16 protein-coding genes are annotated in these 14,101 nt (G+C 69.1%); all 16 read right to left on the reverse strand.

The window, feature by feature from the left end; all coding sequences use genetic code 11:
• Complete coding sequence (gene atpA, locus ASE12_RS06115) at positions 1 to 1,647, reverse strand: F0F1 ATP synthase subunit alpha (RefSeq protein ID WP_056398256.1); 1,647 nt, start codon at positions 1,645 to 1,647, stop codon at positions 1 to 3.
• A gap of 32 nt (positions 1,648 to 1,679) precedes the next feature.
• Positions 1,680 to 2,480, reverse strand: coding sequence for a F0F1 ATP synthase subunit delta (locus ASE12_RS06120; RefSeq protein ID WP_056398259.1), 801 nt, complete (start codon positions 2,478 to 2,480; stop codon positions 1,680 to 1,682).
• A complete protein-coding gene (locus ASE12_RS06125) occupies positions 2,480 to 3,025 on the reverse strand; it encodes a F0F1 ATP synthase subunit B (protein WP_056208095.1) in 546 nt (181 codons plus the stop codon). Before ASE12_RS06125 ends, ASE12_RS06120 begins: the two co-directional genes overlap by 1 nt.
• 28 nt (positions 3,026 to 3,053) lie before the next feature.
• Positions 3,054 to 3,254 carry an ATP synthase F0 subunit C gene (locus tag ASE12_RS06130; RefSeq protein WP_223148725.1) on the reverse strand — a complete coding sequence of 67 codons (201 nt, stop codon included), beginning with the start codon at positions 3,252 to 3,254 and terminating at the stop codon, positions 3,054 to 3,056.
• Positions 3,255 to 3,366: 112 nt separating this feature from the next.
• A complete protein-coding gene (atpB, locus tag ASE12_RS06135; protein WP_082582114.1) occupies positions 3,367 to 4,167 on the reverse strand; it encodes a F0F1 ATP synthase subunit A in 801 nt (266 codons plus the stop codon).
• A 140-nt stretch (positions 4,168 to 4,307) separates the two neighbouring features.
• On the reverse strand, positions 4,308 to 4,709 hold the full coding sequence (locus ASE12_RS06140) for a hypothetical protein (protein WP_157412827.1): 402 nt from the start codon (positions 4,707 to 4,709) through the stop codon (positions 4,308 to 4,310).
• Positions 4,709 to 5,830: a glycosyltransferase family 4 protein gene (locus ASE12_RS06145; RefSeq protein WP_056398268.1), complete on the reverse strand. Its 1,122-nt coding sequence runs from the start codon at positions 5,828 to 5,830 to the stop codon at positions 4,709 to 4,711. The genes ASE12_RS06140 and ASE12_RS06145 overlap by 1 nt, the downstream gene beginning before the upstream one ends.
• Positions 5,827 to 6,489, reverse strand: coding sequence for an L-threonylcarbamoyladenylate synthase (locus ASE12_RS06150; protein ID WP_056398272.1), 663 nt, complete (start codon positions 6,487 to 6,489; stop codon positions 5,827 to 5,829). The genes ASE12_RS06145 and ASE12_RS06150 overlap by 4 nt, the downstream gene beginning before the upstream one ends.
• Positions 6,490 to 6,615: 126 nt before the next feature.
• A complete protein-coding gene (locus ASE12_RS06155; protein WP_056398276.1) occupies positions 6,616 to 7,158 on the reverse strand; it encodes a VTT domain-containing protein in 543 nt (180 codons plus the stop codon).
• Between the two features lie 33 nt (positions 7,159 to 7,191).
• The gene (locus ASE12_RS06160; RefSeq protein WP_056398277.1) at positions 7,192 to 7,704 is read right to left on the reverse strand and encodes a hypothetical protein; all 513 of its coding nucleotides are present in this window, start codon (positions 7,702 to 7,704) and stop codon (positions 7,192 to 7,194) included.
• On the reverse strand, positions 7,701 to 8,786 hold the full coding sequence (locus ASE12_RS06165; protein WP_056398280.1) for an MCE family protein: 1,086 nt from the start codon (positions 8,784 to 8,786) through the stop codon (positions 7,701 to 7,703). Before ASE12_RS06165 ends, ASE12_RS06160 begins: the two co-directional genes overlap by 4 nt.
• Complete coding sequence (locus ASE12_RS06170) at positions 8,783 to 9,871, reverse strand: MCE family protein (RefSeq protein ID WP_082582115.1); 1,089 nt, start codon at positions 9,869 to 9,871, stop codon at positions 8,783 to 8,785. The genes ASE12_RS06165 and ASE12_RS06170 overlap by 4 nt, the downstream gene beginning before the upstream one ends.
• Positions 9,868 to 10,926: an MCE family protein gene (locus tag ASE12_RS06175; RefSeq protein WP_157412828.1), complete on the reverse strand. Its 1,059-nt coding sequence runs from the start codon at positions 10,924 to 10,926 to the stop codon at positions 9,868 to 9,870. Before ASE12_RS06175 ends, ASE12_RS06170 begins: the two co-directional genes overlap by 4 nt.
• On the reverse strand, positions 10,920 to 11,894 hold the full coding sequence (locus ASE12_RS06180; protein WP_056398289.1) for an MCE family protein: 975 nt from the start codon (positions 11,892 to 11,894) through the stop codon (positions 10,920 to 10,922). Before ASE12_RS06180 ends, ASE12_RS06175 begins: the two co-directional genes overlap by 7 nt.
• Positions 11,891 to 12,895 (reverse strand): MCE family protein, encoded by a 1,005-nt coding sequence (locus tag ASE12_RS06185; protein ID WP_056398291.1) that lies wholly within the window; start codon positions 12,893 to 12,895, stop codon positions 11,891 to 11,893. Before ASE12_RS06185 ends, ASE12_RS06180 begins: the two co-directional genes overlap by 4 nt.
• On the reverse strand, positions 12,892 to 14,097 hold the full coding sequence (locus ASE12_RS06190; RefSeq protein ID WP_056398292.1) for an MCE family protein: 1,206 nt from the start codon (positions 14,095 to 14,097) through the stop codon (positions 12,892 to 12,894). Before ASE12_RS06190 ends, ASE12_RS06185 begins: the two co-directional genes overlap by 4 nt.
• Positions 14,098 to 14,101: the final 4 nt, after the last annotated feature.

Below are 14,101 nucleotides of genomic sequence, written 5' to 3' on the forward strand. Positions count from 1 at the left end.
TCAGCCCCGCTTCTGCTTGACGATCTGCTCCTGCTCGACGTCTTCGTCGGACAGGGCCTCGAACTCCTCGTGACCCGCCTTGACGATGATCTGCTCACCCTCGTGGGTCTCGAACTGCTTGAGGAACTCGGTGTAGGCACCCTCGAGCGCCTGCTCGTTGTCGTCCTCGAACTTGCCCGACTCACGGATGGCGTCGAGCACGGGACCGTGCGAACGCTTGAGGAAGTCGAGGAACTCGGTCTCGAAGCGGCTCACGTCCTGCAGCGGCACGGGGTCGAGCTTGCCGGTCGTGGCGGCCCAGATCGAGACGACCTGGTTCTCGGTCGGGAACGGCGCGTACTGGCCCTGCTTGAACAGCTCCATGATGCGCTGACCACGGGCCAGCTGCTGCTTGGACGCGGCGTCGAGGTCGGACGCGAACATCGCGAACGCCTCCATCGCGCGGTACTGCGCGAGCTCGACCTTGAGCGAACCGGTGACGGCCTTCATCGACTTGGTCATCGCGGCACCACCGACACGCGACACCGAGATGCCGACGTCGACGGCCGGACGCTGGTTGGCGTTGAACAGGTCCGACTGCAGGAAGATCTGGCCGTCGGTGATCGAGATGACGTTGGTCGGGATGTAGGCCGACACGTCGTTGGCCTTGGTCTCGACGATCGGCAGACCGGTCATCGAGCCGGCGCCCAGCTCGTCGCTGAGCTTGGCGCAACGCTCGAGGAGCCGCGAGTGCAGGTAGAAGACGTCGCCGGGGTATGCCTCGCGGCCCGGCGGGCGGCGCAGCAGCAGCGACACGGCGCGGTAGGCCTCGGCCTGCTTGGACAGGTCGTCGAACACGATGAGGACGTGCTTGCCCTCGTACATCCAGTGCTGGCCGATGGCCGAGCCGGTGTAGGGGGCGAGGTACTTGAAGCCCGCCGAGTCAGACGCGGGGGCCGCGACGATCGTGGTGTACTCCAGCGCGCCGGCCTCTTCGAGCGCACCGCGGATGCCCGCGATGGTCGAGCCCTTCTGGCCGATGCCGACGTAGATGCAGCGGACCTGCTTCTGCGGGTCGCCCGACGCCCAGAACTCCTTCTGGTTGATGATCGTGTCGATCGCGATCGCGGTCTTGCCGGTCTGGCGGTCACCGATGATCAGCTGGCGCTGGCCACGGCCGATCGGCGTCAGCGAGTCGATCGACTTGAGGCCGGTCATCATGGGCTCGTGCACGCTCTTGCGCTGCATGACGTTGGGGGCCTGGAGCTCGAGCGCGCGGCGCTCGGAGGTCTCGATGTCGCCGAGACCGTCGATCGGGTTGCCGAGCGGGTCCACGACGCGGCCGAGGTAGTTGTCACCGACGGGCACCGAGAGCACCTCACCGGTGCGGCGTACGGTCTGACCCTCTTCGATGCCGGAGAACTCACCGAGGATGACGACACCGATCTCACGGACGTCCAGGTTGAGCGCGAGGCCCAGCGTGCCGTCCTCGAACTCGAGCAGCTCGTTGGCCATCGCCGAGGGCAGTCCCTCGACGCGCGCGATGCCGTCACCGGCCTCGGCGACGACGCCAACCTCTTCGGTCGCAGCGGCGCTCGGCTTGTAGTCGGCCACGAACTTCTGCAATGCGTCGCGGATCTCGTCCGGACGGATCGTGAGTTCCGCCATGTGTGTGCCTGCCTTCTTGTTCGGTGTGTGATCTAGCCCGCGAGTCGCCGGCGGGCGACTTCGAGGCGAGTGGACATGGTGCCGTCGACGACCTCGTCACCGACGGAGACGGCAATGCCTCCGACGACCGAGGGATCGACGACGATGTTGAGGTGGACGTCGCGTCCGTACTTCTTGGCGAGCGCCTTGGCGAGGCGGGTCTTCTCGGCGTCGGCCAGCTCGTAGGCCACCCGCACCTCGGCGAGCAGCCGGCTGCGGCGCGCGGCGACGGTGTCGCCGAAGGTCGACAGGACCTTCTCGAACGAACCTGTGCGGGCCGCGGCGGCCTGGGTCGCCAGTGCCAGCGTGGCGCCGGTGACCTTGCCCTCGAGGATCGAGGCCAGCAGCGCGCCCTTGGCATCGGCCGGGATGCCCCGGTCGGAGACGACCTGCCGCAGGTCGGCGTCGGACCGGACGATCCGCTCGACCTCGAACAGCTCGGTCTCGAGCGCGTCGAGCTCACCGGCCGCATCGGCGGCAGCGACCTCGGCAGCGACACCGGCAGTCTCGAGACCGTCGGTCAGGTCACGCATCGACGCCCAGCGTCCGCTGACGGCGGCGTTGAGCACCGCAAGGGTGTCGGCGCTGACCTGCCCGCCGAAGACCTGCTTGGCGAGCCCCACCTTGGCCTCGGCCTCGGTCGACGGGTCGGTCAGCACGCGGCGAAGAGCAGGTGCGCCGTCCAGCGTCGAGACGACGCCGAACAGCTCTGCTCCGAGGTCGCCGGCCTTGCCCTTCGCCGCATCGACTGCGGCGAGGACCTCGACCAGGGACTTCGCGGAAATGCCTCGCATCAGTTGGCCGACTCCTCGAGCTCGGCGATGAAGCGCTCGACAGTGCGCTTCTGGCGGGCGTCGTCATCGAGGGACTCGCCCACGATGCGCCCGGCCAGCTGCGTGGCCATCGAGCCGACCTCGCCCTTGAGTTGAGCGAGCACCTGGGCACGCTCGGCCTCGACCTGCGCGTGCGCCGTCGAGGTGATGCGCTCCGCCTCGGCCTGCGCCTGGGCGCGGAGCTCGGCAATGATCTGCGCGCCCTGCTCCTTGGCCTCCTCGCGGATCGCCGCAGCCTCGTGACGGGCTCCGGCGAGCTGCTCGTTGTACTTGTCGAGCGCGGCCTTGGCTTCCTTCTGGGCTGCCTGAGCCTCCTCGATACCGCCCTCGATCGCGGCGGTGCGCTCGGCATAGGCCTTCTCGAACGCCGGGATGACGAGCTTCTTCAGGAGGAAGAAGATCAACCCGAAGACGATCAGACTGATGACGATCTCGGGCGTGTGCGGGATCAGAGGATTGGTGTCCTCCGGTTCCGCCGCCGCGAGAGCGAGACGTGACGTGATCATGGGCGTGCCTTCTGTCGAGGTGTCGGGATCAGGTGTTCGACGACTTGAGGACGAACGCCAGGGCCAGGCCGATGATGAAGAACTGCTCGGCGAGGACGAAGCCCAGGATGGCGATCTGGCGCAGCTTGCCCTCAGCCTCGGGCTGACGGGCGACACCGGTGACGAACGCGGCGAAGATGAGGCCGACGCCGATACCGGGGCCGATCGCGGCGAGGCCGAGACCGACCATGTTCAGAGTGCCGATGGACTCCACGGCATTTCCTTTCGTTGTGACGCTCGAACGAGCGTCGCTGGTGGGGCGTATCTGGTGGAACGTATGAAGTTGTGGGTCTGGGGTGTGCTCAGTGCTCGTCCGCGAGTGCCTCGCCGATGTACATCGACGACAGCAGCGTGAACACGTAGGCCTGGAGGAACATGATCAGGATCTCCAGGAAGCTGATCGCGATCGCCAGGAGCGACGACACCAGGCCGGCGGGCAGCGCCAGCGAGTTGTCGGAGTGCAGCAGCAGGTAGGACCCGCCGAGCGAGAACAGGATCAGCAGGAGGTGGCCGGCGAACATCGTCGCGAACAGACGCAGGGTCAGCGTGACGGGGCGCAGAAGGATGTTGGACAGGAACTCGAGCGGCACGAGCAGCAGGAGGATGGGGCCCTTCATGCCGGCCGGCACGGTCTCGTGCTTGAGGTAGCCGACGAAGCCCTTCTTCTTGATGCCGGCGCCGTTGTAGACGAGCCAGCTCAGGATCGCGATCGCCAGCGGATAGCCGATGTGGGACATCGACGGGAACTGGAAGAACGGGATGAGCCCGTAGAAGTTGTTGACCAGCACGAACAGGAAGATCGTGAAGAGATAGGGCACGAACCGCATGAACTCTGCGGAGCCGATGTTGTCGCGCGCGATGCCGTTGCGGATGAATCCGTAGACCAGCTCGCCGGCGAACTGCATGCGCCCGGGGACGACCGCGGCCGGACGGGCCATCGTGCTGAACAGCCCGACGATCACGAACAGCGACAGGACCACCAGCAGCATGGGCTTGGTGACGCCGAACTCGCCGAGGTGGAAGACCGCAGGCAGGTCGAAGTCATCGGGTCCAGGGCTGGGCGGCTCAGCCGATGCGGCAAAAGCGGTCAAGGCGAGAGTCACTCGGTCACCTTCGTGTCATGGCGTGGTCGCCTGCGACTCATCGTCGATCAGGCATACGGCCAGCGTCATTGTCGTGCGACATGTTCTCCGGCCCAGAGGGCCGGATGGTTGGTCGCAGTCCAGAGGTTATCAGGGCTACCTCAGTTGCTGTTACCCAGGTCATAGGTGGGTACACGCTCGCGGCGGAACGCACGGATCTGCAGGAGGGTCCAGGCGAGCGACGCGGCGATCGCAGCGATCCCGAACCAGCGTGAATCGACGTGCATGGCGACCCCTCCGACGTCGAACAGGAGGACCAGGACGACCAGCATCGCGACGGCCTTGGTCGTGAAGAACCCGAGCGCGACGGGCAGCGAGAGGGTCGCGCTCGCCTTGACGAGCGGGCTCAGCACGACCGGCGTCGAGCCGAGGAACAGGACCACCACGAGGCCACCGATCACGGCGCCGATCACGCCGTCCCAGCCGGCGGCGATGCCGGCGGCGACCGCGATCACCGCCGTCACGGCCAGCACGGGCAGCAGCACAGGACGAAGCGCTTTCATCAGGACCAGACCTTCTCTTCGAGCTTGGGCAGCAGGAACACCGCTGCGATCGTGATGACGGCGAGGGTGGCGAACCCGGCGATCGACTGCCAGCCGCTGAACAGGCTGATGACGACGCTGCCGAACGCGACGAGGCCCGCGAAGGCGTACATCAGCAGGACGGCGCGCCGGTGCGAGTGGCCGATCTCGAGCAGCCGGTGGTGGATGTGCATCTTGTCGGGGCTGAACGGCGACCGGCCCGCCCGCGTGCGCCGGACCACGGCGAGCGCCAGGTCGACGAACGGCACGACGAGGATCGCGAACGGCAGGATCAGGGGCAGCAACGACGGCAGGAAGCTGTTCTGCGCTCCCCCGATGCCCTCGGAGATGCTGGTGGCCGGGAATTGGCCCGTGAGGCTGATCGACGAGCACGCCAGCACGAACCCGATCAGCATCGAGCCCGAGTCGCCGATGAACATGCGGGCAGGGAAGAAGTTGTGCGGCAGGATCCCGACGCACGCGCCGGCCAGCGCCGCCGTGAGCAGCGCCGCGGCGATCGCGCGGGTCTCGCCGTTCTCGACCGCGAGCACGAAGGCGTACGCGAAGAACGCCACCGCGCCGATCGCGACCATGCCGGCCGCGAGCCCGTCGAGGCCGTCGACGAAGTTGACCGCGTTGGCCGTGCCGACGATCAGCAGGACCGTGAAGATCAGCGCCTGCGCCTGGTCGAGGCCGATGTAGTTGCCGTAGAGCGGGAGGTAGACGAACTGCACGCCCTGCGCGACGACGATGACGCCGGCCAGGACCTGGCCGGCGAACTTGCTGAGGGCGTCGAGCTCGTAGAGGTCGTCGACGATGCCGACGATGCAGACCACCGCCCCGCCCAGCACCACAGCCCGCGCGTCCTTGAACACGCCGTCGTCGGCCAGCGAGAGGAACGGCAGATGGGTCGCGACGAGATAGGCCGCGACGAGCCCGCCGAGCATCGCCGGACCGCCGAAGTAGGGGGTGGGGATGGCGTGCACGTCGCGGTCGCGGACCCGCGCGACGGCGCCGAAGCGGTACGCCAGCATCCGCGCGATCGACGCGAGCAGGTACGTCACCCCGAGGGCGATGCCGAAGACGACGAGGTACTCCCTCATGCTGTCGGCTCGGCTGTTTCTTCGGGTGGCTCGATCGTGTTGTTGTAGGTGTGGAGCGTCTCCAGGGAGATCGAGCCGGCGCGCAGGATCCGCGGCGTCGAGCCGGTCGCGTCGAGGATCGTCGACGGTACGCCCGAGGGGCTCGGACCGCCGTCGAGGTAGACCGCGACACGACCGCCCAGCATGTCCTGCGCCTCGTCGATCGTCTGCGCAGCCGGGTCACCGGTCGTGTTGGCGCTGCTGACCGCCAGCGGTCCGGTCTGCTTGAGCAGTGCGAGGGCCCGCGCGTCGTCCGGCATGCGTACGGCCACGGTGTTGTGGGTCTCGCCGAGGTCCCACGTCAGGGACGGCTGCTGCCGGCAGATCACGGTCAGCGGGCCCGGCCAGAGCGCCTCGACGGTCGTGCGCAACCAGGACGGGATGTCGATCGCCAATGCGTCGAGCGTCGTGGGGGCACCGACGAGCACGGGCGGCGGCATCTGGCGGCCACGGCCCTTGGCGTCGAGGAGGTTCTGGACCGCCCGCGGGTTGAACGCGTCGGCGGCGATGCCGTAGACCGTGTCGGTGGGCAGCACCACGAGCTTGCCCTCCTCGAGGGCCGCCTGGGCTGCGGCGAGGCCCCGGTCGAACTCCTCGTCCACGCTGCAGTCGAACTTCACCCGGTCATCCTAGGGCGCGCGGCTCGTGCCTCACCGCCCCCGTCGCTCGTTCCTCACGACGGCCGGGCTTCGCCCGGGCGCCAGCCTTCGCTCGCTGGCGCTCGCTCGGCCTATGGTGACGCCTGTCTAGAACCAACTGACCTGGTGCAGCAGGAAGGCGATCGCGAGGAACTGGATCAGGCGTCCGGTGAACACCGTGGTGAGGAACAGCCACTGGGGCTGCTTCGAGGCGCCGGCCAGGATCGTGACGATCGCGAGCGGCGGTACGCCGATCAAGGACGACATGAAGGCGGTCAGTCCGCCGGAGTACGGGCGGTCCAGCAACGACAGCAGCCAGTCGCTGGCCTTCTTGACCCACTTCGCGAACCGGGTCTGGGCGAAGCGGTGGCCGACTCTCCGGGACATCGCCGCCAACCGGTTGCGTGGTGGCTTGGGATTGACCATCCGGATCTTGTTGGTGCCCTTGCGGGCGAGCTGGAACACGAACGCCTTGCCGACCGTCGTCGCGGCGACGTGGATGAGGATCAGGAGGGCGAGGAACGGCTTGCTGTTGACCGTGGCGCCCATCGTGACGACGTAGACCTCGGCGTTGACGAAGACAGGCAGTAGCGCCGCGCCGATGCCGACGGCGATGGCAGCACCGATCAGTGCCAGTTCTTCGCCGCCCATAAGGGGACCAACCCTATCCGCGTGCCACGGAATTCAGCGCAGCGCCACCTTGTCGACGAGCCATCGGCCGTCGCGGTCGACCATCGTCATGACCACCCGGTTGCGCTCGGCGCGCTTCTTGCCGTCCGTGCCGTTGACGATCGTCTGGTCGACGAACAGCAGGACGTCGACCTCGTGCTCGGAGCTCGCGGTGGCGGCCGACCCCGTGACGGTGCCGGTCGCGCGGGCCTTCAACGTCGTGATGACCTTGCGCAGCGGCTTGTTGGCCTCGGCGTACTCCTTCGCGAACGACGCCGTGGCACCGTCGTCGACCCACGCGTAGTCCTTGTCGAGGCTCGAGTAGTCGTACGTCGTCAGGTCGACCGCGTACGTCTCGGCGGCGTCCCGCGCCTCCTGCTCGGCCTGGTGGAGGCCGGCGTCGCCGCGCGCGCCCGACCACATGACCGCCAGCAGGACGGCGGCGGCGAGCAGCACCAGGAGCGCTGCGGACAGGCCGATCGTCAGGCGGTTCGGGCCGCGCAGGGATCGCCGCTCGGTGCCGTTCACCGGCTCACCTTGGGCACGTGCGACGACGAGCGCTGTCCGCCGTCGAACTCGGTCGTACAGGTGTGCCCGGGCTGGACGGCGCGGCGGCCCGGTTGCTTCGCCGGCCGCTCGTCGGTGCCGTAGGAGCACACCTCGCCGGGCGAGACCAGCATCTCGGTCTGCAGGCGACCGTCCTTGATCGTGTCGGCGAGCCGCTTGAGGCCGGTCGGGAACGCCTCGAGCAGGGCGCGCAGGTGCGGGTCCCGCTCGGCGAGGATGTCGGTGATCGTCGCGACCTGCCCGAGCACACCGGGCAGCTTGAGGGCGAACACCGAGACGAGGCGGCGCATGTCGTCGACCTGCCCGGGTGTCTCATCCAGGATCGTCCGGAGCTTCGGGTCGTACGCCTCGAGCCACGCCGTGAGGCTCTTGGCCGAGCCCGCGAACTCGCGGAACTCGTCGCTGAGGTCCGATCCAGTGCGCAGCACGGTGCGGCCGTTGCGCAGCGTGCGAAGGGTCGCGGGCCACAGCTCGTCGAGCGTCATCAGGATGCTGCGGCTCGAGTCGACGATGCGCCCGAGGTCGTCCGGATCCGCGAAGGCGGCGTGCAGCTCGTCGAGCACGGTGCGCAGGTCCTTGGCGTCGACCTGGCTCATCAGCCGGTCCACCGCGCTGAGCGCCGAGGCGACCGAGGTCGGTGTCGAGGTCCTGGCAGCGGCGACGCGCGAGCCGCTGCGCAAGAAGGGGCCCGAGCCGCCGGCGGGCTGGAAGTCCAGGAACTGCTCGCCGGCGGGCGAGAGCGTACGGACGACCGCGGCGCTGTCGGTGGGTATGCGCGTGCCCGGGTCGATGCTGACCTCGACCTCCACGCCGTCGCCGGCGATCTCGATGTCGTCGACGGCACCGACCCGCACGCCGCGGTACGACACTCCGGAGCCCTCGTAGAGGCCGCCGGTGTGGTCCATCGCGACCGTGACGTGCAACGGCTTGTGGGTCACGGACTCGCCCAGGATGCCGCCGTAGAGGTACGTCACCGTGACGATCAGGACCGCGAGCAGGCTGAACGCCGCCACCAGGTGCTGCACGGGAGCCTTGCGCTTCATGGCGTGCCTCCCAGCAGGTCGAGGAGTCCACCGAGGCCGATGCCCATGGACGCGTCGGGCGCCGCGTTCGGCGCCGGGGTCGCACCAGGCTTCTCGGCGAGCTTGCGGAGCTCGTCGCCGATCTTGGGCAGCGTCGTGTCGCCCAGCACGAGGGTGTCCTGGAAGTAGAGGTAGGTGTTCAGGAAGTCGCCCGGTACGCCCTTGTCGATCAGCCTGCCGAACGTCACCAGGTCGCTCAGCCCGGGACCGAACGATGTCTCGAGCGTGCTGAACTCGTCGAGCACCGGCCCGATCTCATGGAGCGTCTTCAGCAGGTCGTCCCGGGTCGCGTCGACGACGCGGATCGCGGTCGTGCCGAGCTTGTCGACCCCGCTCAGCAGGTCGGCGAGCTCGTCGGTGTTGGTGCGGAGGACCTTGGCGGCGGGGGCGAGGTCCTTGAGCGCGCCGTTGATCGTGTTGCGGCGTCGGTTGAGCTCCCCCGAGACCGCCGCGAGGGCGTCGACGGCGGCGTCGATGTCGTCGCTGCTGGCGTTGAACTGCGCTGCGGTGCTGGCGAGCCGGCCCAGCACCTCCCGCGTCGAGTCCTCGTGCCCGCCCAGCGCGGCGTTGGCCTCGCGGACGATCGTCTGGAGCTGGCCGAGCCCGCCGCCGTTGATCAGCATCGACGCCGACGTCATGGTGTCCTCGATCGTCGGTGCGACGCTGGTGTCGTCGGTGCCGAGCGTCGCTCCGGCCGCCAGGCGGGTGCCCTTGGCGGCGTCGTCGATCTGCACGAACAGCTCACCGAGCGGTGTGGTCGAGCGAAGTCGCGCCTCGGCACCGCGACGCAGCGGCGTCGAGCGCTTGACGTCGAGGGTGACGTGGGCCGTGAAGTCCCGCACCTCGACGTCGCGGACCCGGCCGACCGTGACGCCGTCGACCTTCACGGGTGCGCCGACGGCGAGGTTGAGGGCGTCCTCGAACTCGGCCTTCAGCTCGTACGTTGGACCGTCGACGCTCCCGCCGGGGAGCGGCAGGTCCGCGGCCGTGGTGCCGCAGCCCGTCAGCAGCACCGTTGCCGCCACGGCCATCAGGAGACGCTTCATGGCTTCTTCACCCCCGCCAACGCGCCGATGAGGTCCCAGAGGGCGAAGTCGTCGAGGTCGAACGACGCGCAGACCGCGCTCGGCAGCGTCTTGCACAGCAGGGCGATCTCGTCCTGGTCCGGGGTCAGGTCGCCGGGCCGCGTCTTGAACACGAGCCGGTCATTCTTGTCGACCGCGCGGTCGGCGTTCTGCAGCATCAGCGGCATCGTCGAGACGAGCTGCTCCAGCTGCGAGCTGTGCTCGAGCAGCGACGACGAGAGTGCCGCGATGTCGTCGAGCTGGTCGTCGACCTGGCCGCGGTGCGCACGCGCGAAGGCCGCGACGCGGCGCACCATCTCCGCCAGGGAGTCGAAGGTCTGCTCGATGGCCTTGTGCTGGTCGTCGAGCATCGACGTCGCATCCGTGACCTCGTGGCTGAAGCGGCGGACGAGGTCGTCGTTCCTGGCCAGCGCCGACGTGAGCGTGTCGAGGTTGCTGAGCGTTCCGGCGAGGTCGCCCGAGCCCTGGTCGACGTCGTCCAGCACCGCAGCGAGGTCGTGCAGGGCGGTGCCGAGCCGCTTGCCGTTGCCGTCGAGGGTCGTCGCACCGACCGACAGCAGCTCGTTGAGGGGTGCTGCGTCGCCCCCTGGTCCCGCGAGGGTCGAGGAGATCTTCTCCAGCGAGGAGAGCAGGTCGTCGAACTCGACGGGCGTACGTGTCCTGGCCCGCGTGAGCACGGCACCACTCCGGAGCCGGGGCCCCCCGTCGTACACCGGGGTCAGCTCGACGTAGCGGTCGGTGGCGACCGAGCGGGACACGATCACCGCGCCGGCGTCCGCCGGGACCTTGACGCCGGGATCGATCCGCAACGTCACGTCGACGTGGTCGCCGCGCGGAGTCACCGACTCGACGCTGCCCACGCGCACGCCCAGCACGCCGACGTCGTTGCCCTCGAACAGGCCGGCGGCGTCGCTGAACCGGGCGGTGACGGTGGTCGGCTCCTGCCCGCCGCACCCGCCGGCCAGGAACCCGGTGGCGACGAGCACGACGGCCATCACGAGTCGGCGGGTCAGCATGTCGGCCCCAGCACGGCGCACGTGAGGTTGTCGTTGAGCGCGGACGCGACGTGCAGGTCCATCCACGGTCCGTTGCCCGTCGCGTTGGCGAAGTAGGTCACCATCGTCGACAGCCCGTCGACGGACGCCGTGATGTCCTTGCGCTGCTTGCGCAGCGCGTCGAGGGTCGTGGTGAAGTCCCGCATGAGCGGCTCGAGCTGCTTGTCGCTGTCCTTGAGCACGCCGGACACCTGCTCGGCGAGCTTCGTGCTGTCGGCGAGCATGCGGTCGATGACGTCCCGGCGCGAGGTGAGCTCGTCCAGCACCAGGGTCGACTGCTTGAGCAGGTCGAGGATCTCCTCGTCGTTGTCGGCAAGGTCGCCGGTGACCCGGCGCGCCCCGGCGAGCAGGCGCTGCATCTGGTCCGACCTCTTGGCGGCGACACCCGACAGCCGGGACACGCCGTCGATCGCGCGGCGGGCCTCCTCCGGGGTGTCACGCAGCGTGTCGGCGAGCACCTGCATCGAGGCCGCGACCTTCTTGCCGTCGATGTCGTCCAGCGTGCGGGTCGAGCCCTCCACGACGTCCTGCAGGTTGTAGGGCACCGACGTGTGCGCCAGCGGGATCGTGCCGTCGGGCAACGAGCCGTCGCCGGCCGGCTTGACCTCGAGGAAGTGCGTGCCGAGAAGCGTCGCGACCTTGATCGTCGCCGTCGAGTCACGGCCGAGGCGGACCGAGGTGTCGAGCGTGAAGTCGATCTTGACGGCCTTGCCCTGCAGGCTGATGCCGCGCACCTCGCCGAGACCCACGCCGGCGACCTGCACCTCCTCGCCCACCCGGAGCCCCGCCGAGTGCTCGACGAGCGCTGAGTAGTGCCGCTGGCCGAACGGGATCACGCTGAGGGCCAGGACCCCGAGACCCATGACGACCACGGCCACGACCCCGACGACGCCGAGTCGCCGGTGCCCGCCACCGAACGGCCCGCTCATCGGCACACCGCCGAGTAGGGCCCCGTGGGGCTGCCGAAGTTGACGAGGTGTCCGTCGAGCTCCGTGCCCATGTTGCAGATGTGCATGTTGAGCCACGTGCCGTAGGACATCGGTCGCGCGAACGCGCCGGTCGTCAGCGGGAGCGTCTCGAACGCCGCAGCGAGCTGTGCGCGGACCTTGGCGAACAGCGCCGCCGTGCGCCGGAGGGACGCGATGTCGCGGCTGAGGTCGGGGCGTGCCTCCTCGAGCAGGGACGACGTGGCGCGCGAGAGCTCGCCGATGCCGTCGATCGAGTCGCCGATGCTCGTACGTTCCTGGGCCAGCTTCGTCATGAGCGACCCGAGCTCGTCGACCGTGGTGTCGAGCTCGGTGCCGTGGTCGGCAAGGTTCTCGAGCACGGGAGTGAGGTTGTCGAGCACCTTGCCGAGCACCTGGTCCTTGTCGGCGAGGTGGTCCGTCAGGGTCGCCGTCTCGGACAGCAACGACTCGACCGTGCCACCCTCGCCCTGCATGACCGAGATGATCGAGCCGGCGAGCTGGTTGACCTGGTCGGGCTCGATGCTGGAGAACAGCGGCTCGAAGCCGTTGAGCAGGGCCGTCAGGTCGAATCCGGGATCGGTGCGCGACTCCGGCACCCGCGCGCCGTCCGCGAGCCGGCGCCCGCCGTCGGGGCCGCGCAGCAGCGAGAGATAGCGCTGGCCGAGCAGGTTCTGGTAGCGGACGACCATCCTGGTGGTGTCGTAGAGCGGCTGCTCCGACGAGAGCGTGAACCGTACGCGTGCCCGGCTGTTGTCGTGCAGGCTGATGTGCTCGACGCGGCCGACCTTGACCCCGGCGGCGCGCACGTCGTCACCCGTGCGGAGCCCGCTGACGCTGGTGAAGTCGGCCTCGTACGTGCGGGACGACCCGGCGACGCGGTTGTTCATGGTGTTCGCCAGCACGACGAGCACCATGATCGCCACGACCGCGAAGGCGCCGAACTTGAGCGCCGACGACCTCATCGGGCGTCCCCGAGGTAGGGCCGCTGCAGGAGCTCGGCCACGCCGCCCGCGTGCGCCGCGCCGGCTCGGTCGAGTTCGGCGAGCCGGTCCTTCATGGCCTCGAGGAGCGCATCGTCGACGGGTGGGCTCACGGCCGGCGCCTCGGCAGACGGCGAGGTCCCGTCGCAGTTGTCGCCTGCGGCGGAGCCGAACCGCGGGCAGTCGGCCGACGAGTAGGGCGTGCCGTCGCCGAGCCGGATGAAGACGTTGGTGTTGAGCCAGGGACCGTCCGTGAACGCCGCCGACGCCTTGTGCGCGAAGTCGACGAACGACGTGAAGCCGCCGGCGATGCCGGCGCGCTCGTCGTACAGCGCGTCGACGACGACGGCGGACTGCCGGATCGCATCGACCAACGGCTGCTCCGCGTCGGTCAGCAGCCGGTCGGACTCCTCGACCAGGGCGCCGCCGCCGGTCAGGAGCGAGGTCAGCTGCGCCTGCTCGGCGACGATCGTGCGGCTCGTGACGAGCGAGCTCTCCACGGCGTCGAACAGGTCGGGTGCGACGTCCTCGAGAGTTCGCAGGTTGCCGGCCAGGAGTCGCAGGTCCTCGCGGACCAGCGGGATCTCGGGCTCGAGCCGGCGCAGGTACGCGTTGAGGGTCTCGGTGGTCTCGCCGAGCTGTGCCCCGCGGCCGTCGAGCGCACCGGCCAGTGCCGACAGCGTGGTGGCGAGCTCGGCCGGGCGCACCGCCTTCATGACGCGATAGGTGCTGTCGAGGGTGTCCTGCAGTTCGAGTGTCTCGCGGCGGCGGTCCTGGGCGATGACCTGGCCGGCCTCGAGCCTGCCACCACCGGTCGCGACGAGGTCGACGTACGACGTGCCGAACACCGACGCCGGGAGGATGCGGGCCTGCAGCTGCCCCGGCATCCGACCGGCGGCCTTGCCGTCGACCGTCAACGCCAGGCGCACGCCGTCGCCGTGGGTCTCGATGCCGCTGACCTTGCCGACGATGACCCCGCGCAGCTTGACGTCGGCGCCCTCAGTGAGCGATCCACCGATGTCGTCGACGTCGGCAGAGACCTTGACCGAGTCGGAGAACACGCCCCGGCCGACCGCCAGGAGGCCCACGCCGACCACCAGCAGCACGACGAGCAGCACGAGTCCTCGCCACACCAGCGTGCTGCGGTCGTCGAGGTCGGGGTCGATGAGGCGCGCGTCGATCATGGCA

Origin of the sequence: Aeromicrobium sp. Root236, from assembly GCF_001428805.1 — a bacterium.
Lineage (GTDB): Bacteria > Actinomycetota > Actinomycetes > Propionibacteriales > Nocardioidaceae > Aeromicrobium.

What these genes read in the sequence shown, in the direction of transcription:
- atpA (WP_056398256.1), bottom strand. Translation starts at nt 1,647, where the DNA reads ATGGCGGAACTCACGATCCGTCCGGACGAGATCCGCGACGCATTGCAG.
- ASE12_RS06120 (WP_056398259.1), bottom strand. Translation starts at nt 2,480, where the DNA reads ATGCGAGGCATTTCCGCGAAGTCCCTGGTCGAGGTCCTCGCCGCAGTC.
- ASE12_RS06125 (WP_056208095.1), bottom strand. Translation starts at nt 3,025, where the DNA reads ATGATCACGTCACGTCTCGCTCTCGCGGCGGCGGAACCGGAGGACACC.
- ASE12_RS06130 (WP_223148725.1), bottom strand. Translation starts at nt 3,254, where the DNA reads ATGGTCGGTCTCGGCCTCGCCGCGATCGGCCCCGGTATCGGCGTCGGC.
- ASE12_RS06140 (WP_157412827.1), bottom strand. Translation starts at nt 4,709, where the DNA reads ATGAAAGCGCTTCGTCCTGTGCTGCTGCCCGTGCTGGCCGTGACGGCG.
- ASE12_RS06145 (WP_056398268.1), bottom strand. Translation starts at nt 5,830, where the DNA reads ATGAGGGAGTACCTCGTCGTCTTCGGCATCGCCCTCGGGGTGACGTAC.
- ASE12_RS06155 (WP_056398276.1), bottom strand. Translation starts at nt 7,158, where the DNA reads ATGGGCGGCGAAGAACTGGCACTGATCGGTGCTGCCATCGCCGTCGGC.
- ASE12_RS06165 (WP_056398280.1), bottom strand. Translation starts at nt 8,786, where the DNA reads ATGAAGCGCAAGGCTCCCGTGCAGCACCTGGTGGCGGCGTTCAGCCTG.
- ASE12_RS06170 (WP_082582115.1), bottom strand. Translation starts at nt 9,871, where the DNA reads ATGAAGCGTCTCCTGATGGCCGTGGCGGCAACGGTGCTGCTGACGGGC.
- ASE12_RS06175 (WP_157412828.1), bottom strand. Translation starts at nt 10,926, where the DNA reads ATGCTGACCCGCCGACTCGTGATGGCCGTCGTGCTCGTCGCCACCGGG.
- ASE12_RS06180 (WP_056398289.1), bottom strand. Translation starts at nt 11,894, where the DNA reads ATGAGCGGGCCGTTCGGTGGCGGGCACCGGCGACTCGGCGTCGTCGGG.
- ASE12_RS06185 (WP_056398291.1), bottom strand. Translation starts at nt 12,895, where the DNA reads ATGAGGTCGTCGGCGCTCAAGTTCGGCGCCTTCGCGGTCGTGGCGATC.
- ASE12_RS06190 (WP_056398292.1), bottom strand. Translation starts at nt 14,097, where the DNA reads ATGATCGACGCGCGCCTCATCGACCCCGACCTCGACGACCGCAGCACG.